The sequence below is a fragment of the Kitasatospora griseola genome (genome assembly GCF_014648555.1).
In the GTDB taxonomy this organism is placed as follows: domain Bacteria; phylum Actinomycetota; class Actinomycetes; order Streptomycetales; family Streptomycetaceae; genus Kitasatospora; species Kitasatospora griseola.
The window spans coordinates 181,380-203,145 of the sequence record NZ_BMRI01000001.1 but is presented as its reverse complement, the minus strand read 5'-3'; the positions used below and the strand labels follow the sequence as shown (position 1 = coordinate 203,145).

Here is a 21,766-nt window from a genome sequence, read left to right as displayed (position 1 = left end):
GGAGCCGTCGGGGGCAGCGCGTGGCGGTGGATGGTGCCGATGATGCGCGAACCGATCGGTTCGTGGCCGTCACACGTCCCTGATGACCACGCGGTTCCCGCAGAGCTTCGACCAGTCGTCGCGGTCGGAAATCAGCACCGGGCCCGGGAGCCGGAGCACGAGTGAGGCGACGAGCGCGGCGATGGCGTATTCGTGCCCGTGCAGTCCGCCTGCGTTCCGAAGCAGGGCCACTGCGGTCAGCGAGGCCTCCGGGGTGACTGGTTCCACTCGCAGCCGGGGCAGGATCCAGTGCAGTCGTGCCGGATCGATCGGGCGAGCTGATCCTTCACGCGGCGTCCCGTCCGGTGTCCTCCGCGAACAGCTCGCGACGGGCTTCTTCGATCTCCTGTTCCGTCAGTGCGCCGTGGTCGGCCTCGTGCGCGGCGACGATTTCTGCGAGGCCGTCCATGGCGAGTCGGTGTCGGACCGCCCCGGTGACGTAGTCGGACACGCCGCGGCGTCCAGCGCGTGTGCGGAGCTCCGCGATGAGGTCTGCGGGCATGGAAACGGAGAGGTTCTCGGTGGTTCCGGCGCTGGCGGGCTTCATGACTCAGAGCGTGACACGAGGACTCCTACAGGTGGCGTGAAGGCGTGCGCAGGCCGGGGCGGAGTCGCAACAGCAGCGGGAAGAGCAGGTGGAACCAGGCCTCGTCGCCGGGTGACCGTCCGGCCGGGTTGCCGCCCATCACGGTGGCGCGGTTCCAGGGGTGCAGCAGGGGGGAGCGACCACAGGGCAGCGGTGACGGGGCGGCCGACCACCAGCAGGGCGGCCAGGACACGCAGGCCGGTGAGGGACGGGAGTGGAGTCGCCCCCGGGCCAATGAGCGCGGCGGACGGTGCGTCACGGGCGGTGCCCGGGCCCGGCGGGAACGTACGCTTCGGACGACGAACGGGGACGAACGGGAGGCGGAGCGGTGGAGGAACGGTCCGGGAGCCGGGTCAGCCGGCTGGAGACCCGACTGGTGCGGCGCGGGTTCTCCGACCCCGACCAGGCGGTGCGGCTGCTCGACGAACCGGCGCTGCACGGGCTCGCCGCCGATCCCGTGCTGCTGGACGCGCTCGGTGCGGCGGCCGACCCCGACCAGGCGCTGTTCGGCCTGGCCCGGCTGCTGGAGGCGCTCGATCCGCACGAGCGGCACACCCTGCGCGACACCCTCACCGCCTCCAAGCCGCTGCGGGACCGGCTGCTCGGCGTGCTCGGCGCGTCCTCCGCGCTCGGCGACCACCTGGCCCGCCACCCGCGGGACTGGCACGCCCTGGTCAGCTTCGAGCTGCGCGACATCCACCCCGGGGCCGGAGACTTCCTCGGCGAGCTCGCCCGTCGCGTCCAGCCCGGCGGGAGCGAGGCCGACGCGCTGCGCGTCGCGTACCGGCGCTGCCTGCTGACGATCGCCGCCCGCGACCTGTCCGGCACCGCCGACCTGCCGCAGACCGCCGCCGAACTGGCCGACCTGGCGGGCGCCACCCTGCAGACCGCGCTGGACCTCGCCGCCGCCGAGGACCCGGAGGCCGCGGCCGCCTGCCGGCTGGCGGTGATCGGCATGGGCAAGTGCGGCGGCCGGGAGCTGAACTACGTCTCCGACGTGGACGTGATCTTCGTCGCCGAGCCGCGCGACGGCGTGGACGAGCAGCGGGCGATGCAGGCCGCGACCCGGCTCGCCGCGCACCTGATGCGGCTCTGCTCGGACACCACCGGCGAGGGCGTGATCTGGCCGGTGGACGCCAACCTGCGCCCCGAGGGCCGCAACGGCCCACTGGTGCGCACCCTGGCCAGCCACCTCGCCTACTACCGGCGGTGGGCCAAGACCTGGGAGTTCCAGGCCCTGCTGAAAGCCCGCCCGATCGCGGGGGACGCCGAGCTCGGCCGGGCCTACGGCGAGGCCGTCGCCCCGCTGGTGTGGGAGGCCGCCGCCCGCGAGCACTTCGTCGCCGACGTCCAGCAGATGCGCCGACGGGTGGTCGACGCGATCCCGGCCGGAGAGCTGGAACGGCAGCTGAAACTCGGCCCGGGCGGCCTGCGGGACGTCGAGTTCGCCGTCCAGCTGCTGCAGCTCGTGCACGGCCGGACCGACGAGAGCCTGCGCAGCGGCAACACCCTGGAAGCGCTTTCCGCCCTCTCCTCCGGGGGCTACGTGGGCCGCGCCGACGCCGCCTCGCTGGACGGCGCGTACCGCTTCCTGCGCACCCTCGAACACCGCATCCAGCTGCACCGGCTGCGCCGCACCCACCTGATGCCCACCGACCCCGACGACCTGCGCCGACTGGCCCGCAGCATGGCCCCGCTGATCAACGGGGACACCAGGGACGACCCGGTCACCGCGCTGCAACGCGAGTGGAAGCGGCACTCCGTGGAGGTGCGCCGCCTGCACGAGCGGCTGTTCTACCGCCCGCTGCTCGACGCCGTCGCCGAACTGCCGGTCGCCGAACTCCGGGTCACCCGCTCCGGCGCGGCCGGGCTCACCGCCGAGGCCGCCCGGCAGCGCCTCGCCGCGCTCGGCTACGCCGACCCGGCCGCCGCGCTCCGGCACATCTCCGCGCTCGCCTCCGGCGTCAGCCGCAAGGCCGCCATCCAGCGCACCCTGCTGCCGGTGCTGCTCGGCTGGTTCGCCGACTCCGCCGACCCGGACGCCGGCCTGCTCAACTTCCGGCAGGTCTCCGATGCGCTCGGCACCACCCCCTGGTACCTGCGGCTGCTGCGCGACGAGGGCGCGGCCGCCGAACAGCTGGCCCGGGTGCTGTCCGCCGGCCGGCTGGCCCCCGACCTGCTGCTGCGCGCACCCGAGGCGGTCGCCATGCTCGGCGACTCCACCGGGCTGGCGCCGCGCAGCCGGGCCGCGCTCGAATCGGAGATCCTCGCCGCGGTCGGCCGCGCCGCGGGCCCGGCGGCGGGGGTGGCCGCGGCCCGGTCGGTGCGCCGCCGCGAACTGTTCCGCACCGCCGCCGCCGACCTGCTCGGACGCCTCGACGACGACCCTGCGAAGGCACTGGACGCCACCGGCGAAGCCCTCACCTCGATCACCGCCGCCACACTGCAGGGCGCGCTGCGCGCAGCCGTCAACGGCTGGGAGGACCGGAACGGCGAACTGCCCACCCGGATCGCGGTCATCGGCATGGGACGGTTCGGCGGCCACGAACTCGGCTACGGCTCCGACGCGGACGTGCTCTTCGTCCACGAGCCGCGGCTCGGCGTCCTGGAGGAGGACGCGGCGGGGGCGGCGAAGGCCGTGATCGGCGAGATGCGCACCCTGCTCGCCGCGCCCTCCGTCGAACCGCCGCTGGAGGTCGACGCGGACCTCCGCCCGGAGGGCCGCAACGGTCCGCTGGTGCGTACCCTCGCCTCGTACGCCGGGTACTACGCCCGCTGGTCGCACGCCTGGGAGAGCCAGGCGCTGCTGCGGGCCGAACCGATGGCCGGGGACCTCGACCTCGGGGCGCGGTTCCGGGACCTGATCGACCCGCTCCGCTATCCGGGGGTGGGCGTCCCCGAACGCGACCTGACGGAGATCCGCCGGATCAAGGCCCGCATCGAGGCGGAACGACTGCCCCGCGGCGCCGACCCCACCACCCACACGAAGATCGGCCGCGGCGGGCTGGCGGACGTCGAATGGACGGTGCAACTGCTGCAGCTGCAGCACGGGCACGAGATCCCGGGCCTGCGCACCACCCGCACCCGGGCGGCGCTGGCCGCGGCGACGGCGGCCGGCCTGGTGGAACGGGAGGACGCGGAGGTCCTGGACGCCGCGTGGGTCCTGGCCTCCCGGGTGCGGGCCGCGGTCATGCTGGTCCGCGGCCGGGCGGGGGACAGCTTCCCGGGCGACGCGAGGGAGCTGGCGGGTGTGGCCCGGTACCTGGGGTACGGGGTCGGGCACTCCGGGGAGCTGCTGGACGACTACCGTCGCGTGACGCGACGGGCGCGGCACGCGGTGGAGCGACTGTTCTACGGCGCGGAGTAGGACGGGCGAGGTGCGCTCCCTGGATGTTCCCTATGCGGAAATTTTCGCGTCCCAGGAGACCGGAACCGTCAGAGCGTGGTCCGAGGCGTCGTCCGGGTCGCGGGGGAGGCGGTAGACCCAGTTGTGGTAGATCAGGCGGGCCGCGACGAAGCCGATGAAGAGGCAGATCTCGCCGCCGACCGCGTCCAGCCAGAAGTGGTTCGCGGTGGAGATGATCACGCTGAGGGTGACCAGGGGGTAGGCGAGGCCCAGGACGCGGACCCAGGTGCGGCGGGCCAGGAAGAAGATGGTCAGGCCGCACCACATGGACCAGCCGATGTGCATGGAGGGCATGGCTGCGAACTGGTTGGAGACGTGTGCGCCCGCGCCGGAAGCCATGGAGCCCCAGGTCTGGTGGACGGTGACGGTGTCGATGAAGCCGGCGTCCATCAGGCGGGGCGGGGCGAGCGGGAAGAAGTAGAAGCCGAGGAGCGCGATGCCGGTGGTGACGAAGAGCACCGTGCGGGCAGCGGCGTAGCGGCCGGGGTGGGAGCGGTAGAGCCAGACCAGTACGCCGATGGTGACGATGAAGTGCAGGGTGGCGTAGTAGTAGTTCATTCCGACGATCAGCCAGGTGACCGAATCCACGGCGTGGTTGATCGAGCGCTCGACGGCGATGCCGAGGGTGTGTTCGAGGTTCCAGACCCAGTCGGCGTGCTTGTGCGCTATCGCGGCCTGTTCGGGAACGGCGTTGCGGACCAGCGAGTACAGCCAGTAGCTGATGCCGATCAGGGCGAGTTCGAAGAACAGGTGCGGGCGACGCGGGGTGCGCCGCTGTTCGCGCAGGCGGCCGCGGAGGCCGGTGGCGGGTGGCTGGGCGACGCGGGTGGCTCCGCCGGGCTTGCGGGCGGTGTGGTCCGTGCCCGGGTCGGAACCGCCGCGCGTGCTCTCGGCGCGGTCGGCGCCGGCTGCGTGGATCTCGGTCGGTTCCCCCATGGACGAGAAGTCTGCCAGACGAGGTGTGGCCGCTTGCTCATCCTCTGGTCGGGGATTCTTCACCGACTGTCCCCCTACGGGGGTAGGGGTCGATCGGTTCTCGAGGCGCATGCGGTCCATTGTGTCGCGCGGGTTACCGGGGGTCGAACCGGGGTCTCGTTCGTGCCCGGACGCCGCGGGGGAGCGGAAAGCGCCCATAGGGGCTCAGGTCACGACTCGGTATGACTCGCGCCTGGAACGGCTTTCGCATCTTGCTGAAACATCTTGCAGGGCGCTAGGTTCCACGCCACCCACCCTGCCCGAGCGCCTCAGAGGGAGAGCCCTGCCGTGGCCGACGCCCAAGCCCGTTCCCCGCGCCGCACCACCCCGTACCGCCGTCCCGGACGGGCCTCCGTCCTGGTGGCGGCCTCGCTGATCGCCGCCACGCTGGGCGCCGTGCCGCTCGCGTCGGCCGCGCCGTCCGCTCCGCCGGCCGCGCCCTCGGACGCCTCGCTGGCGGCGACCGCGGCCCGGCACGACCTGACCCGGGAGCAGTTCTACTTCGTGCTGCCGGACCGGTTCGCGAACGGCAGCACCGGAAACGACGCCGGCGGGATCACCGGGGGCCGGCTGGACAACGGCTTCGACCCGGCGGACAAGGGCTTCTACCACGGTGGTGACCTGCAGGGCCTGATCGACCGGCTGGACTACATCCAGGACCTCGGCACCACCGCGATCTGGATGGCCCCGATCTTCAAGAACAAGCCGGTGCAGGGCACGGGGGCGGACTCCTCGGCCGGCTACCACGGCTACTGGATCACCGACTTCACCCAGGTCGACCCGCACTTCGGCACCAACGCGCAGCTCAAGGAGCTGATCGACAAGGCGCACCGGCGCGGCATCAAGGTCTTCTTCGACGTCATCACCAACCACACCGCGGACGTGATCGACTTCGCGGAGGGCGGCTACGACTACCGCTCCACCGGCGCTTATCCGACGCTGGACGCGGACGGCAACCCGGTGGACGAGACGGCGGTCGCCGACGCGCGGGCCCAGTGGCCGAGCGTCTCGAAGGACTCCTTCCCCTACACCCCGGTGTTCCGGAGCCCGGCGGACGCGACCGCGAAGACCCCGTCCTGGCTGAACGACCCGGCGCTCTACCACAACCGGGGCAACTCGACCTTCGTCGGCGAGTCCGCGACCGAGGGCGACTTCTCCGGCCTGGACGACCTGGACACGCAGAACCCGAAGGTCGTCGCGGGGATGGCGAAGATCTACCAGCAGTGGGTGGCCGACACCGGGGTGGACGGGTTCCGGATCGACACCGTCAAGCACGTGAACCTGGCGTTCTGGGAGCAGTGGGCGCCGGCGCTGAAGCAGTTCGCGGCGCGGCAGGGCAACAAGAAGTTCTTCATGTTCGGCGAGGTGTACTCGGGCGACCCGGCGGTGACCTCCCCGTACGTCACCAAGGGCAAGCTGCAGGCGACGCTGGACTTCGCGTTCCAGGAGGCGGCGCGGAAGTACGTGTCGCAGAACGGTTCGGCGAAGGCGCTGAGCGAGCTGTACGCGCAGGACTACCGCTACACCACGGCCGACACCGACGCGTACGAGCTGCCGACCTTCCTCGGCAACCACGACATGGGCCGGTTCGGGTCGTTCCTGCGGAGCGACAACCCGGGGGCGTCGGACCAGGCGCTGCTGGCCAAGGACCGGCTGGCCAACGAGCTGCAGTTCCTGACCCGCGGCCAGCCGGTGGTCTACTACGGCGACGAGCAGGGCTTCACCGGCGCGGGCGGCGACAAGGACGCCCGGCAGGACATGTTCGCCTCGAAGACCCCCTCGTACAACAGCGACCCGGTGATCGGCGGGGCGTCCGGTTCGAAGGACCGGTACGGCAAGGACGGCGCCCTTTATCAGGGGATCGCCGGGCTGGCGAAGCTGCGCAAGGACAACCCGGCGCTGGCGGACGGCGCGCAGGTGGAGCGGTACGCGGCGGACGGGCCGGGCGTGTACGCGTTCTCCCGGATCGATGCCAAGGACCAGGTGGAGTACCTGGTGGCAGTGAACAACGCGGCCGAGGCGAAGACCGTCACGCTGGACACCTTCTCGGCGGGCATGGACTTCGACGGCCTGTACGGGTTCCAGGGGAAGGCCACCAGCGGCGCGGACCGCAAGGTGACGGTCACCGTCCCGGCGACGTCCTCGCTGGTGCTGAAGGCCAAGCACAAGCCGGCCAAGCCGTCGGCCGGCCCTTCGATCACCGTGAACGCCCCCGCCGACGGTTCGTACGGGACGGTGACGCTCGGGGCGAGCGTGCCCGGCGGCGGCTTCGACCGGGTGACGTTCGCCGCGCAGGTCGGCAACGGGCCGTGGCAGACGCTGGGCACGGCCGACAACGGGGTGTACCGCGTCACCCAGAACCTGGACGGCGTCGCGCCGGGCACGGTGGTGCGGTTCAAGGCCGTGGTGCAGGACTCGGCGGGCCGACTCGCCTCCGCCAGTGGGCAGTTCACCACCGGGCAGCAGCCGCCGACGCCCGCGCCCAGCGCGGTGTCCCGGCCGTACGCGGTGGTGCACTACCAGCGGCAGGACGGCGACTACGACGGCTGGAACCTGTACACCTGGGGCGACATCGCCGACGGCGAGGGCACCACCTGGCCGGACGGGCACGGTTTCGTCGGGCGGGACGCGTACGGCGCGTTCGCGTACGTGAAGCTGAAGGGCGGGGCGTCCGACGTCGGGTTCGTGGTGGAGAAGAACGGCGTCAAGGACGTCGAGCAGGACCGGCACATCGACATCTCCGCCACCGGTGAGGTGTGGATCAAGCAGGGCGACCCGGCCGTCCGCACCGCGAACCCGGACGGGGCGCAGCCGGTGCCGGAGGGCAAGGCGGTCATCCACTACCGGCGTGCTGACGGCAACTACGACGGCTGGGGCCTGCACGACTGGACGGGCGCGGCCACCCCGACCGACTGGGGCAACCCGCTGATGCCGGCCCGCAAGGACGCGTTCGGCGCGGTGTTCGAGGTGCCGCTGGCGCCGGGCGCGACCAGCCTGAGCTACATCATCCACAACGGCAACGACAAGGACCTGCCGCAGGACCAGTCGCTGGACTTCGCCGTCTCCGGCCGCGAGGTGTGGATCATCGGCGGCCAGGAGGGCCATCTGCTGCCGCAGGCCGCCGGCGTCTCCTCGCAGCTCGACCTGGGCTCCGCGAAGGCCCAGTGGATCGACGCGAAGACCGTCGTTGTGCCCGCCAACTACGGTGCGGCGGACCCGCAGTTGAAGGGCGGCACCAGCGCCCAGCTGATCTACGACCCGGCCGGCGGCCTGAGCGTCCAGCAGGGTGTGCTGTCCGAGCCCGGCCACTGGATCCGGCTCAACGCGGCCGCCGGCCTGACGGACGCCCAGAAGACGAAGTTCCCGCACCTGGCGGGCTACCGGGCCTTCACCGTCGACGCGCGCGACGCCGGCCGGATCACCGACGCGCTGCGCAGCCAGCTGGTCTTCGCCGAACACCTGCCGAACGGCGCGGCGCTGGCCGCCACCGGCGTGCAGATCCCCGGCGTGCTGGACGACCTGTACGCGGGGAAGGCCGCCCAGGCGCAGCTCGGCCCGGTGTACACGGGCCCGGGCCGGGGCAACGGCAGCAACCGCAAGGTGACGCTGTCGCTGTGGGCGCCGACGGCGACCGAGGTGGCGGTGCAGCTGTTCGACCGGGCGAGCGGCGGCACCCCGAGGACCGTGTCGTTGAAGCGCGACGAGGCGTCCGGCGTGTGGTCGCTGACCAAGGACGCCAAGGAGCTGGACGGCAAGTACTACCTGTACCAGGTCAAGGTGTGGGCGCCGAGCGTGCAGAAGGTGGTCACCAACACCGTCACCGACCCGTACTCGACGGCGCTGGCCGCCGACTCCAAGCGCAGCCTGGTCGCCGACCTGTCGGCCGCCGCGACCAAGCCCAAGGGCTGGGACCAGCACCGCAGCCCGGCGGCGATCCCGGCCGTCAAGCAGCAGATCCAGGAACTGCACGTGCGGGACTTCTCGGCCGCCGACACCACCGTGCCGGCCGACGAGCGCGGCACCTACCTGGCGTTCACGCAGTCCAAGTCCGCGGGCATGCGGCACCTGAAGGAGCTCGCCGCGGCCGGGGTGACGACCGTTCACCTGCTGCCGACCTTCGACATCGCCACCATCCGGGAGAACCGGGCCGACCAGAAGCTCCCCGCCTGCGACCTGGCCGCGCTGCCCGCGGCGTCGGAGAAGCAGCAGGAGTGCGTGGCGGCGGTGAAGGCCGACGACGCCTACAACTGGGGCTACGACCCGCTGCACTACACCGTCCCCGAGGGCTCGTACGCCACCGACCCGACCGGGACGGCGCGCACCGTGCAGTTCCGCGAGATGGTGCAGGCGATGCACGACGCGGGCCTGCGGGTGGTGCTGGACGTGGTGTACAACCACACCGCGGCGGCCGGGCAGGACGAGCACTCGGTGCTGGACAAGGTCGTCCCCGGCTACTACCAGCGCCTCAGCGACAGCGGCAAGGTCACCACCGACTCGTGCTGCGCCGACACCGCGCCCGAGCACACCATGATGAACAAGCTGGTCGTCGACTCGGTGGTCACCTGGGCCAGGCAGTACCGGGTGGACGGCTTCCGGTTCGACCTGATGGGCCTGGACCCGAAGTCCACCATGCTGGACGTGCAGTCGGCGCTCGCCGGACTGACCCCGCAGAAGGACGGCGTCGACGGGAAGAACATCTTCCTGTACGGCGAGGGCTGGAACTTCGGCGCCGTCGCCAACGACGCGCGGTTCGTCCAGGCCACCCAGGCCAACATGGCCGGCACCGGCATCGCCACCTTCAACGACCGGATCCGGGACGCCGGGCGCGGCGGCAACTTCATGCTGTCCTCGGCCCCGCAGCAGGGCTTCGCCTCGGGCCTGTTCACCGACCCGAACGGCTCGGCCGACAACGGCACTCCGGCGGACCAGAAGGCCCGGCTGCTGCACCAGATGGACCAGATCAAGGTCGGCCTGACCGGCAACCTGGCCGGCTACGCGTTCACCGACTCCGCCGGAAAGGCCGTCACCGGCAAGGGAGTCGACTACAACGGCGCCCCGACCGGCTACGCCGCGCAGCCCGGCGAGGCGGTGGAGTACCTGGACGCGCACGACAACGCCGACCTGTACGACGCGCTGGCGTTCAAGCTGCCGCAGGGCACCTCGCCCGCCGACCGGGCCCGGATGCAGGCGCTCGGCCTGTCGCTGACCGCGCTCGCCCAGGGCCCGGGCTTCGCCCAGGCCGGCAGCGACCTGCTGCGCTCGAAGTCGCTGGACGCCAACTCCTACGACTCCGGCGACTGGTTCAACTCCGTCAACTGGGACTGCGGGCTGGGCAACGGCTGGGGCCGCGGCCTGCCGACGGCGGCCGACAACCAGGCGATGTGGGCCCGCGACAAGCAGCTGCTGGCCGACCCGAAGCTGCGGATGGGCTGCAACGAGATGAGTGCGAGCACCGCCCTCTACCAGCAGTTCCTGAGGATCCGTCAGTCCTCGCCGCTGTTCGCCCTGTCCAGCGCGGCCGAGGTGCAGCGCCGGCTGTCCTTCCCGCTGTCCGGCACCGCGGGGGAGAACCCGGGCGTGATCACCATGCACCTGGACGGCACCGGGCTGCCGGGTGCGGAGAAGGGCCTCACGGTGGTCTTCAACGCCACTCCGACCGCGCAGAACCAGACCGTGGCGGGCCTGAGCGGCACCGTGCAGGCGCTGCACCGGGTGCAGGCCGCGGGCGCCGACCCGGTGGTCCGGCAGGCAGCCTTCGACCCGGCCTCGGGGACCTTCACGGTGCCGGGCCGGACGGTGGCGGTGTTCGTCCAGAAGTGATGGTTCCCCGTCGGTAACAGGGGTCTCACCTTCGGGTGGGACCCCTTGCGGGTTGGCCGAAAAGCATCGGTCGGCCCGACCGAACGTCAGGTTTACCGGGACGCCATCCCAAATGCCGGACCATGGCGGGCCCTTGGGCGTCTTGTAGGGCGGTCATAAATGAGTCAATCCGTGGCATGCATCTGTCATTCGTGGGGTGTTTGCTGCCACGATTCCCCTCGCTGCGAAGACAGGTAGCCCCACTTCCTGCCGGTGGAGCCCTCCCCAGGCCACCGGCAGCCCGCAGCACCGCACCGCGCACATGCACCGCACCCCGCGCCGCGACAAGCGGCTGGGGCCCCCGCTGCGCCGCAACCGCGGCCAGATTCTCTCCACCGCTCGTGACCCCGCGACGGTCGGTAAAGGAGTCTGCATGTCTCGCTACACGCATGCCCGCGTGAGCATGGCCGCCCTGGCGGCCACCACCGCCCTGCTGGTGACCGCGATTCCGGTGGCGGTGGCCCAGGCCGCCCCCGCCGGCCCGTCCGCGGCCGCCCAGGTCGCCGGTCAGCAGGCGGCCGCCGGGCGCGCCCAGCTGATCTCGGACGCCGGCGCCCGCGCCGTTCAGACCGCGCAGGGCCTGGGTCTGGGCTCGGCCGAGAAGCTGGTGGTCAAGGACGCCAGCAAGGACGCCGACGGCACCCAGCACGTCCGCTACGAGCGCACCTACAACGGACTCCCCGTCCTCGGTGGCGACATGGTCGTCCACCAGGCCGCGAACGGCTCCACCAAGGGCGTCGACCGGGCCTCCTCGGCGTCGCTGAACGGCCTGTCCACCACCCCGAAGCTGGCCGCCGCCAAGGGTCAGGCCACCGCGCTGGCCGCCGAGTCCGGCTCCGCGGTGGAGACCGCGCCCCGCCTGGTGGTCTGGGCCGCCGACAACAACCCGCGCCTCGCCTGGGAGACCGTGGTCGGCGGCACCCAGAAGGACGGCACCCCGAGCAAGCTGCACGTGGTGACCGACGCCACCAGCGGCGACGTCATCCAGAAGTGGGAGGGCGTCGAGACCGGCACCGGCACCGGCGTCTTCGTCGGCAACGTCACCATCGGCACCACGCTGTCCGGTTCGACGTACCAGCTGAAGGACGGCACCCGCGGTGGGATGTACACCACCAACATGAACAACGGGACCAGCGGCAACGGCACCCTGTTCACCAAGTCCACCGACACCTGGGGCGACGGCACCGCCGCCAACAAGGAGTCCGCGGCCGTCGACGCCCACTTCGGCGTCTCGAAGACCTGGGACTTCTACAAGGACACCTTCGGCCGCAACGGCATCCGCAACGACGGTGTCGGCGCCTACAGCCGGGTCCACTACAGCAGCAACTACGTCAACGCCTTCTGGGACGACAGCTGCTTCTGCATGACCTACGGCGACGGCTCGGGCAACACCCACCCGCTGACCGAACTCGACGTCGCGGGCCACGAGATGACGCACGGCGTCACCGCCGCCACCGCCAACCTGAACTACTCGGGCGAGTCCGGCGGCCTGAACGAGGCCACCTCGGACGTGTTCGGCAACATGGTCGAGTGGTACGCCAACATCGCCAAGGACAACCCCGACTACCTGGTCGGCGAGCTGATCGACATCAACGGCAACGGCACGCCGCTGCGGTACATGGACCAGCCGTCCAAGGACGGGTCCTCGGCCGACAACTGGTCCTCCACGGTCGGCAACAAGGACGTCCACTACTCGTCCGGCGTCGGCAACCACGCCTTCTACCTGCTGTCCGAGGGCAGCGGCGCCAAGGTGATCAACGGCGTCAACTACAACTCGCCGACCTACAACAACATCCCGGTCACCGGCATCGGCCACGACAAGGCCGCCGCCATCTGGTACCGGGCGCTGACCACGTACTGGACCTCCACCACCAACTACGCCAACGCCCGGGCCGGCATGCTGTCCGCCGCGACCGACCTGTACGGCGCCAACTCGGCCGAGTACAACGCCACCGCGACCGCCTGGGCGGCCGTCAACGTCGGCTCGGTGCCCAGCACCGGCGGCCCGACCGTGACCAGCCCCGGCAACCAGTCGACCGCGCTGAACGCCGCGGTCAGCCTGCAGATCAACGCCACCGGCGGCACCGCCCCGCTGAGCTACTCGGCCACCGGCCTGCCCACCGGCCTGTCGATCGACGCCGCCACCGGCAAGATCACCGGCACCGCCACCGCGGCCGGCACCTACAACGTGACCGTCACCGCGAAGGACGCGGCCAACAAGACCGGCTCGGTGTCCTTCACCTGGACCGTCACCGGTGGTGGCGGCGGCAGCTGCACCCCGGCCCAGCTGCTCGGCAACCCGGGCTTCGAGACCGGCACCGCCGCCCCGTGGACCACCACCAGCGGCGTGGTCGACAACTCCGCCTCGCAGGCCGCGCACGGCGGTTCGTGGAAGGCGTGGATGGACGGCTACGGCTCGGCCCACACCGACTCCATCTCGCAGACCGTCACCGTCCCGGCCGGCTGCAAGGCGTCGCTGAGCTTCTGGCTGCACATCGACACCGCTGAGACCACCACCTCCACCGCGTACGACAAGCTGACCGTCACCGTCAACGGCACCTCGGTCGCCACGTACTCCAACCTCGACAAGAACACCGGCTACGCGCAGAAGACCATCGACCTGTCGGCCTACGCCGGCCAGACCGTCACGGTGAAGTTCAACGCCGTCGAGGACGTCTCGCTGCAGACCTCCTTCGTGGTCGACGACACCGCGATCCAGACCAGCTGACACGCCCTCAAGGGCCGGTGCCCGGCGGTCGCTTCGGCGGCCGCCGGGCACCGGCATGCCCTTGTCCGGTGATCTGATGAACTGTCAAATATTGGTCGAGGGCGCGTTTTTAATCGGATGCGTGCGGCCGGCCCGGCGGGTTAGTGTCCCGCCATGTCCTTCTTCCACCAGATCTACGGCTGACGCGGCCGGGGCAGCGCCCCGAGCCTCGCGTCCCGCACGCCCCGACGCCCTTCGACGGCGCGTCGGCGGTGCGGCGTTCCTTTCCCACCCCCGTAGACCGGAAGCAGGTGCTCCGCCATGACCCGTCGTGCCCATATCGCCATGATCGGCATCCCGGCCGTCAGCCACGTCCGCCCGAGCCTCGAAGTGATCCGCGAACTCGTCGCCCGCGGCCACCGGGTGACGTACTTCAACGACCCGTCGGCGGCCGAGCTGATCGTCCCCACCGGCGCCGAGTTCGTCCCGTACCCGTCCACGCTGCCGGTCGCCGACCACGACTGGCCGGCCGACCCGATCGGCCAGATGCGGGTCTTCCTGGAGGACGCGATCGCGATGCTGCCCCGGCTGCGCGCGCAGTACGACGCCGACCCGGCCGACCTCTACCTGTACGACATCGGCGCGTACGCCGCCCGGGCGCTCGCCGAGGCGCAGGGCCGGCCGGTCGTCCAGCTCTCGCCGGCCATGGTCGCCTGGGACGGCTACCAGGAGGAGGTGGGCGGGCAGATACGGCAACTGCCGGGGGCAGACGCCTACTTCGATCTCTTCTCCGAGTGGCTGGCCGGCAGCGGCGCCACCACGGTGGACGTGGACGCGTTCGTCGGGCAGCCGGCGCGCGTCGTCGCGATGATCACCGAGGCGATGCAGCCGAACGCCGAGCGGGTGGACCGCAAGGCGGTCGACTTCGTCGGGCCGTGCTTCGACCTGGGGGCGGAGCAGGGCGCCTGGCAGCGCCCGGCCGGGGCCGAGAAGGTGCTGCTGGTGTCGCTCGGCTCGGCGTTCACCCGGCAGCCCGCGTTCTACCGGAACTGCCTGGCCGCCTTCGGCGACCGCCCCGGCTGGCACGTGGTGCTGCAGATCGGCAAGTTCGTCGACCCGGCCGAGCTGGGGGAGGTCCCGGCCAACGTCGAGGTGCACCCGTGGGTGCCGCAGCGGGCGATCCTGGAGCAGGCCGACGCCTTCGTCACCCACGCCGGAATGGGCGGCTGCGCCGAAGGGCTGCTGGCGGGCGTGCCAATGATCGCGGTGCCGCAGGCCGCCGACCAGCCCATGAACGCCGACCGGCTGGTCGAGCTCGGCGTGGCCCGCCGCCTGGAGACCGCCGACGCCACGCCCGAGGCGCTGTGGTCGGCACTCACCGAGCTGGTCGCGGACGAGGCGGTGGCCGCCCGCCTGCGGGAGTTGAGCGCCCTGGCGAAGGGCGAGGGCGGCACCGCCCGCGCCTGCGACCTGATCGAGCAGCAGCTGGGCTGAGGCGCCCGCCTCCGGCATCCCGCCCGGCCCGCGCCGGTCCGCCGTTGACGAACTGTCAGCGGCGGGCCGGCGCGGCCGTTTTCGGGGCCCCAGAAGCGGTCGCGGGCTCCCTTGACGGCCGTCCGGGCCGACCATATGGTCATGCCACTGCAAATTTCCAGCAAGTTTCGGCGTTCTTGCAGTCTCTTGCAGGATCCTTGCAGTAGCGACGGCCCCCCTTTCGCGCGGACGGCCGGGGGCCCCAACACCCCCGGCCGTCGCGGCCCCCACCCTGCCGCCTCCCGGCCGCGACGTGCGTCCGCGGACCGGGCCTCCCCCCCAGGAGTGCTCCCTTGCCCACCCTCGCCCCCGCCCGCAGGAAGCGCGTCCTCGCAGCCTGCACCGCCCTCGTGGCGCTCGGCCTCCCGGCCGGCGCCGGGCTCTCGCTGGCGCCCACCGCCGCGGCCGCCACGCCCGGCAGCAAGGGCGTCACCGCCACCCTGTTCGAGTGGAAGTTCGACTCGGTGGCCAAGGCCTGCACTGACACCCTCGGCCCCAAGGGCTACGGCTTCGTCGAGGTCTCCCCGCCCCAGGAGCACATCCAGGGCGCCCAGTGGTGGACCTCCTACCAGCCCGTCAGTTACAAGATCGCCGGCCGGCTCGGCGACCGCACCGCGTTCAAGAACATGGTCACCACCTGCCACAACGCGGGCGTCAAGGTGCTCGCCGACTCGGTGATCAACCACATGAGCGCGGGCAGCGGCACCGGCGCCGGCGGCACCGCCTACACGAAGTACAACTACCCCGGCTACTACCAGGACCAGGACTTCCACAGCTGCCGGACGAACATCAGCAACTACGGCGACCGCAGCAACGTCCAGAACTGCGAACTGGCCGGCCTGTCCGACCTCAACACCGGCTCCGCCTACGTCCAGCAGACCATCGCCAACTACCTCAGCGACCTGCTCTCGCTCGGCGTGGACGGCTTCCGGATCGACGCCGCCAAGCACATGGCCGCCACCGACCTGGCGGCCGTCAAGGCCAAGATGACCAACCCGAACGCCTACTGGGTGCAGGAGGTCATCTACGGCGCGGGCGAGGCCGTCCAGCCCTCCGAGTACACCGGCAACGGCGACGTGGACGAGTTCCGCTCCGGGACGTGGCTGAAGAGCGCCTTCAGCGGCGGCAAGATCTCCGACCTGCAGAACTGGGGCAGCGGCCTGCTCGCCTCCACCCAGGCCCGCACCTTCGTCGACAACTGGGACACCGAGCGCAACGGTTCCACCCTGACCTACAAGGACGGCTCCACCTACACGCTGGCCAACGTCTTCATGCTGGCCCACCCGTACGGCTCGCCGAACGTCTACTCCGGGTACGCGTTCAACGCCAACGACGACGGCCCGCCGAACGGCGGCGCCGTCACCGCCTGCTACCAGAACGGCTGGAACTGCGTCCACGCCTGGCGGCAGGTCGCCAACATGGTCGGCTTCCGCAACGCCGTCGCCGGCGCCGCGATGACCAACTGGTGGTCCAACGGCAACAACGCGATCGGCTTCGGCCGCGGCAGCAAGGGCTACGTGGCGATCAACCGGGAGACCTCGGCGATCACCCAGACCTTCCAGACCTCGCTGCCCGCCGGCGTCTACTGCGACGTCCAGCACGGCGACCCGGTGAGCGGCGGCTGCTCCGGTCCGACCTACACCGTCGGTTCGGACGGGAAGTTCACCGCCTCGGTCGGCGCGGGCGACGCCGTCGCGCTGTACGTCGGCGCCACCGCCGCGAGCACCGCGCCCGGCGCCTCGTTCGCGGTCAACGGCACCACCACGCTCGGCCAGAACCTCTACGTGGTCGGCGACGCGGCCGCGCTCGGCGGCTGGGACACCTCCAAGGCGCTGCTGCTGGGATCCGCCTCGTACCCGGTGTGGAAGCTGGACGTGGCGCTGCCGGCCGGGGCCGCGATCCAGTACAAGTACCTCCGCAAGGACGCCGCCGGCAACGTCACCTGGGAGAGCGGCGCCAACCGCACCGCGAGCGTCCCGGCGAGCGGGCGGATCGCGCTGAACGACACCTGGCGCCCCTGATCCCGCGCCCGCGGCCGCGCGCCGCGGCCTCGCAGCCCCCGCCGGACGGCGGGGGCTGCCCCCGTCGTGCGGGGGGTTGTTCACCCCGCCGCAACCGGGGTCCGGGGTGGCACGTCATAGGATCTCGGACGGCCCGGCCGACGCACCCTCGTGCGACCGCGGCCGTTCCCGGGGAGCGCCGGCCATCAGCGCACGGCGGACCCGGCGAAGCCCAATGACCAGGGCCCCTCCCGACTGCCGGGTCGGCCCCCGCCCGGAGAGACCGATCCGTGCTGCCGCAGCCCCGTTCCGCCGCCCGCCGTCTGCTGACCGCCGCCGCCCTGCTCGCCCTCGCCACCCCGCTGGCCGCCTGCGGCAGCAACACCGGAACCTCCGGCGAGGCCAAGGCCGCCATTTCCGGCGACCACTCGTCGCCGTCCGCCGCCAAGAGCAGCAGCGCGCCGCCCAAGCCGTCCAAGGTCCTGATGCCGAGCGGCCCGGCCGCGCAGCTGTCCAAGGTCCGCGACACCGCCGCCGGACCGATCATGATGACCACCCTGAACGGCGCCAAGTCCGGCGTCAGCGGCAAGGTGTGGGTCTGGCTGCCCCCGCAGTACAACGACCCGAAGTACGCCAAGACCGGCTTCCCGGTGCTCACCCTGTACGCGGGCGGCCAGAGCGCCGGCTACAACACCTGGACCGACAACCAGCTGCCGATCCAGGAGATCGACCAGCAGATGGTCTCCCAGGGCAAGGCCCACCCGTTCATCATGATCATGCCGGTGCAGAACCTGGACTCCGCCGAGTCCAGGGCCCTGGAGTGCGCCGACATCCCCGGCCAGCCGAAGATCGGCACCTGGATGGCCGAGGACATCCCCGACTTCGTCCGCGCCAACTTCCGCACCGTCAAGGGCCGCGACGGCTGGGCCGTGATGGGCGCCTCCACCGGCGCGTTCTGCAGCGCCAAGCTCGCCCTGCAGCACCCTGACGTGTTCAAGGCCGCGGTGCCGATCGACGGCTACTGGAACCCGGACTCGCCGCTGTGGAAGGGCCACGAGCAGGAGCGCCAGGCCAACAGCCCCGACCAGCTGATCGGCGCGGGCACCGCCGACGTGCGGATGCTGGCCACCGCGGGCGGCGCCAACCCGTACGAGACCAAGCTGGTGAAGGCCTGGGTGGAGAAGGCCAAGGCCCCCACCACCGTCGAGTACTACGAGCAGCCCGGCGGCAAGCACCTCACCTCCGACTTCAAGAAGATGATCCCGCACACCCTGGAGTGGCTGACCGCCAACACCGCCGGGCCCGAGTCGGACTGACCGGACGGCGGCCGGCTGGTCGGACGGCCGGTCCGGAACGGTCGCGAAACCGCCCGGGGCGGCCCCGAAAGCGCGCTGACCTGCACATCAATCGGTCGTTCATTCGACCCTGATGCACTGCTCCCACCCTGGAACCCGTGGACCGGAGAACTGGACCGGGGCGCCGCAACCGCGGCCCCCGCTCCGGCCCAGCCCCAGCCAGTCGTGAAGAGAGCGCCATGTCCCGCCACCTGCTGTCCGTCGGCCCGACGACCATTCCCGCCCCGCGCGAGGAGCTCCCTTCCGCGCCGGCTGTCGAACCCCTCCCGTTCGCCGGGCTGAGCCTGGTGCACGCCGCCGTCCGGCGCGACCTCGCCCGGATCCCGCAGGCCCTGCGACTGCTCCAGCCCGACGACCACGAGAGCGCGCTCGCGCTCAAGCGGCACTGGGACTTCGTGACCGCCATGGTCACCTGCCACCACGAGCAGCAGGACACCCGGCTGTGGCCGCTGCTGCGCCGCTTCGCGCCCGAGCTGCGGCTGCTGCTCAACTGGCTGGAGTCCGACCACCACAACCTCGACCAGTGCTTCACCCGCACCACCACGCTGGTCGGCATCGCCACCCGCGACCCCGCCAGCTCCTGGCCGGTCTCCTACGCGGTGGAGGAGCTCGCCGCCCGGGTGGAGACCCACCTGCGGATCGAGGAGCGCCAGCTGCTGCCCCGGATGGCCGGCGTCTTCCAGCCCGGCTCCCGGATCGGCACCCTGCCCGAACTGCTCGACCTGCTGCGCCTGGCCGACGGCCCGTCCGCGTCCGACGCCCTGGTCTGGCTGCTGGAAGGCGTCGACCCGGTGCAGATCGACCGGCTGCTGGCCGACTGCGACGACGAGACCGTCCGCCACTGGCCGCACTGGCGCGACACCTACGCCCGCTGCACCGACCGTCTGTGGGGCCCGGCGGGCCAGTGAGTCCCGTCCCGCACCTGTCCGGGACGTGAGCAGCGCGTTCCGGGCCCGAGTGTCCCGGTGGGACTGATGTCCCGCCGGGACATTTCCGGTAGTACGGTGTTCGTATGAGCACCGACCCGCAGCAGGCGCCGGTCCCGCCCGGGCGGCGCGACCGCAAGGCCCGCCGCACCCGCGAGGCGATGGCCGACGCCGCGCTGCGCCTGGCGCTGGAGCACGGCCCGGCCGCCCTCGCCGTCGAGCAGGTCACCGACGCCGCCGACGTCTCCCGGCGCACCTTCAGCCGCTACTTCGCGTCCCGCGAGGACGCCGTCCTGGACTCGCTGCGCGCCGACTTCGCCCGGATCAACGAGCGCCTCGCCGCCCGGCCCGCCGCCGAGGCCCCGGTCGCCGCGTACCGGGCCGCCGTCACCGCCTGGCTGCACGACGGCGACCACCCCGCCTGGCACCGCCGTCCCGGCATGCGCGCGCTGTTCGCGCTGATCGACGAGGAGCCCGCGCTGACCGCGGCCTACCGGCGGATCGCCGTCGCCGAGGAGGAGCTGTCGATCCGGCTGGTCGCCGCCCGGCTCGGCCTGCACCCGGAGACCGACCTGCGGCCCGCCGTCGCCGTCGGTCTCGGCGTCACCGCCCTGCACGCCGCCACCCGCACTTGGGTGCGCGACCCGGCGGGCGACCTGCCCGCCCTGATCGACCGCGCCTTCGACCTGGTCGCGGCCGAACCCCCGCGCTGACCGACCGTCAGAAACCCCCGCACCACCCGCGCCCGCCCCGGGCGCGGCGCACGAAAGGACCGACCACCCATGACCGCACAGGAGTTCACCGGCCGCACCGCTCTCGTCACCGGCGCCGCCTCCGGCATCGGCCTGGCCGTCGCCACCCTGCTCGCCGAGCGCGGCGCGAACGTCGCCGTCGCCGACTACAACCTGGACGGCGCCCGGGAGGCCGCCGCCGCCCTCGGCGCGACCGGCGCCGAGGCGCTCGCCGTGCAGGTCGACGTCACCGACCCGGCCTCCGTCGAGGCCGCCGTCCGCGCCACCGTGCAGGGCCTCGGCCCGCTCTCGCTGGCCGTCAACAACGCCGGCATCGGCGGCGCGATCGCCCCCACCGGCGCGTACGAGCCGGAGGCCTGGCGGCGGGTGCTCGCCACCAACCTGGACGGCGTCTTCTACTCGATGCGCTACGAACTCCCGGAGATCCTCGCCGCGGGCGGCGGGGCGATCGTCAACATGGCCTCCATCCTCGGCACCAACGGCTTCGCCGGCTCGCCCGCGTACGTCGCCGCCAAGCACGGCGTGGTCGGCCTGACCAAGACGACCGCGATCGAGTACGCCCCGCAGGGCGTCCGGGTCAACGCGGTCGGCCCCGGCTTCATCGACACCCCGCTGCTGAAGGACACCGACCCGGCCGGGCGCGAGCTGCTGATCTCGCTGCACCCCGCCGGACGGCTCGGCCGGGCCGAGGAGGTCGCCGAGCTCACCGCGTTCCTGCTCTCCGACCGGGCGTCCTTCGTCACCGGCAGCTACCACCTGGTCGACGGCGGCTACTCCGCCCGCTGACCGTCCGTCGAGGGGGCGCGCACCAGAGAGGGTTCCGAGCACATGAAGGCAGTCCAGTACCGCACCGTCGGCGGCCACCCCGAGGTGGTCACCGTCCCCGACCCCGAGCCCGGCCCCGGGCAGGTCCTGCTGAAGGTCACCGCCGCCGGGGCCTGCCACTCCGACATCGCCGTGATGAGTTGGCCCGCCGACCGGCTGCCGTTCCCGCTGCCGCTCACCCTCGGCCACGAGGGCGTCGGCACGATCGCCGCGCTGGGCGCCGGCGTCACCGGCTTCACCGAGGGCGAGTCGGTCGCCGTGTACGGCCCGTGGGGCTGCGGCAGCTGCGCCAAGTGCGCGGAGGGCAAGGAGAACTACTGCCTGCGGGCGCGTGAGCTGGGCATCGCGCCGCCCGGGCTCGGCGCGCCCGGCGCGATGGCCGAGTACCTGCTGGTCGACGACCCGCGGCACCTGGTCCCGCTCGGCGACCTCGACCCGGTGCGCGCCGTGCCGCTCACCGACGCCGGGCTGACGCCCTATCACGCGATCAAGAGCGCGCTGCCGAAGCTCGTCCCCGGTTCCACGGCCGTGGTGATCGGCGCCGGCGGCCTCGGGCACGTCGCCGTCCAGCTGCTGCGGGCGATGACCGCGGCCCGGGTGATCGCCCTGGACATCAGCGAGGAGAAGCTCGAACTGGCCCGCGCCGTCGGCGCGCACGAGGCCGTGCGGTCGGACGGCTCGGCCGCCGGGAAGGTCCGCGAACTGACCGGCGGGCTCGGCGCGCAGGCCGTGTTCGACTTCGTCGGCGCCCCGCCGACCACCGCGCTGGCCGGGCAGCTGGTCGCCGTCGAGGGCGAGGTCTC

The 21,766-nt window shown here is 72.2% G+C and carries 13 protein-coding genes and 1 pseudogene; 10 read left to right on the top strand and 4 right to left on the bottom strand.

The features are described 5' to 3' along the window. Positions 1 to 69 precede the first annotated feature (69 nt). The 3 genes and pseudogenes from IEZ12_RS37480 to IEZ12_RS00895 form a co-directional block, all read right to left on the bottom strand. Positions 70 to 306, bottom strand: a pseudogene (locus tag IEZ12_RS37480) (DNA-binding protein); the annotation flags it as partial. Positions 307 to 325: 19 nt separating this feature from the next. Further along, positions 326 to 586 carry a hypothetical protein gene (locus IEZ12_RS00900; protein WP_189270302.1) on the bottom strand — a complete coding sequence of 87 codons (261 nt, stop codon included), beginning with the start codon at positions 584 to 586 and terminating at the stop codon, positions 326 to 328. A 25-nt stretch (positions 587 to 611) separates the two neighbouring features. Further along, positions 612 to 818, bottom strand: a complete 207-nt coding sequence (locus IEZ12_RS00895; RefSeq protein WP_189270301.1) for a hypothetical protein — start codon at positions 816 to 818, stop codon at positions 612 to 614. A gap of 135 nt (positions 819 to 953) precedes the next feature. On the opposite strand from IEZ12_RS00895, the gene IEZ12_RS00890 reads away from it, so the two are divergent. Further along, the gene (locus tag IEZ12_RS00890) at positions 954 to 3,992 is read left to right on the top strand and encodes a bifunctional [glutamine synthetase] adenylyltransferase/[glutamine synthetase]-adenylyl-L-tyrosine phosphorylase (RefSeq protein ID WP_189270300.1); all 3,039 of its coding nucleotides are present in this window, start codon (positions 954 to 956) and stop codon (positions 3,990 to 3,992) included. Between the two features lie 30 nt (positions 3,993 to 4,022). Here IEZ12_RS00890 and IEZ12_RS00885 read toward each other — a convergent pair whose 3' ends face one another. Continuing rightward, positions 4,023 to 4,967, bottom strand: coding sequence for a phosphatase PAP2 family protein (locus IEZ12_RS00885; RefSeq protein WP_189270299.1), 945 nt, complete (start codon positions 4,965 to 4,967; stop codon positions 4,023 to 4,025). A gap of 327 nt (positions 4,968 to 5,294) precedes the next feature. Between IEZ12_RS00885 and pulA the strand changes: the two genes are divergently transcribed. The 9 genes from pulA to IEZ12_RS00840 form a co-directional block, all read left to right on the top strand. Further along, a complete protein-coding gene (gene pulA, locus IEZ12_RS00880) occupies positions 5,295 to 10,826 on the top strand; it encodes a pullulanase-type alpha-1,6-glucosidase (protein ID WP_189270298.1) in 5,532 nt (1,843 codons plus the stop codon). A 412-nt stretch (positions 10,827 to 11,238) separates the two neighbouring features. After that, entirely contained in the window at positions 11,239 to 13,593 is a 2,355-nt protein-coding gene (locus IEZ12_RS00875; RefSeq protein ID WP_189270297.1) for a M4 family metallopeptidase, read from the top strand. A gap of 300 nt (positions 13,594 to 13,893) precedes the next feature. Beyond that, complete coding sequence (locus IEZ12_RS00870) at positions 13,894 to 15,066, top strand: macrolide family glycosyltransferase (protein ID WP_229847122.1); 1,173 nt, start codon at positions 13,894 to 13,896, stop codon at positions 15,064 to 15,066. Between the two features lie 332 nt (positions 15,067 to 15,398). Further along, complete coding sequence (locus IEZ12_RS00865) at positions 15,399 to 17,126, top strand: carbohydrate-binding module family 20 domain-containing protein (protein WP_189270296.1); 1,728 nt, start codon at positions 15,399 to 15,401, stop codon at positions 17,124 to 17,126. 269 nt (positions 17,127 to 17,395) lie between these two features. After that, positions 17,396 to 18,421, top strand: coding sequence for an alpha/beta hydrolase (locus IEZ12_RS00860; RefSeq protein WP_189270295.1), 1,026 nt, complete (start codon positions 17,396 to 17,398; stop codon positions 18,419 to 18,421). Between the two features lie 218 nt (positions 18,422 to 18,639). Continuing rightward, complete coding sequence (locus tag IEZ12_RS00855) at positions 18,640 to 19,368, top strand: hemerythrin domain-containing protein (RefSeq protein ID WP_100585888.1); 729 nt, start codon at positions 18,640 to 18,642, stop codon at positions 19,366 to 19,368. 104 nt (positions 19,369 to 19,472) lie between these two features. Further along, complete coding sequence (locus IEZ12_RS00850; RefSeq protein ID WP_189270294.1) at positions 19,473 to 20,099, top strand: acyl-CoA-like ligand-binding transcription factor; 627 nt, start codon at positions 19,473 to 19,475, stop codon at positions 20,097 to 20,099. 69 nt (positions 20,100 to 20,168) lie between these two features. Further along, positions 20,169 to 20,924 carry an SDR family NAD(P)-dependent oxidoreductase gene (locus IEZ12_RS00845; RefSeq protein ID WP_189270293.1) on the top strand — a complete coding sequence of 252 codons (756 nt, stop codon included), beginning with the start codon at positions 20,169 to 20,171 and terminating at the stop codon, positions 20,922 to 20,924. A gap of 42 nt (positions 20,925 to 20,966) precedes the next feature. Beyond that, on the top strand, positions 20,967 to 21,766 hold an 800-nt coding region (locus tag IEZ12_RS00840; RefSeq protein WP_229847121.1), incomplete at its 3' end, for an NAD(P)-dependent alcohol dehydrogenase.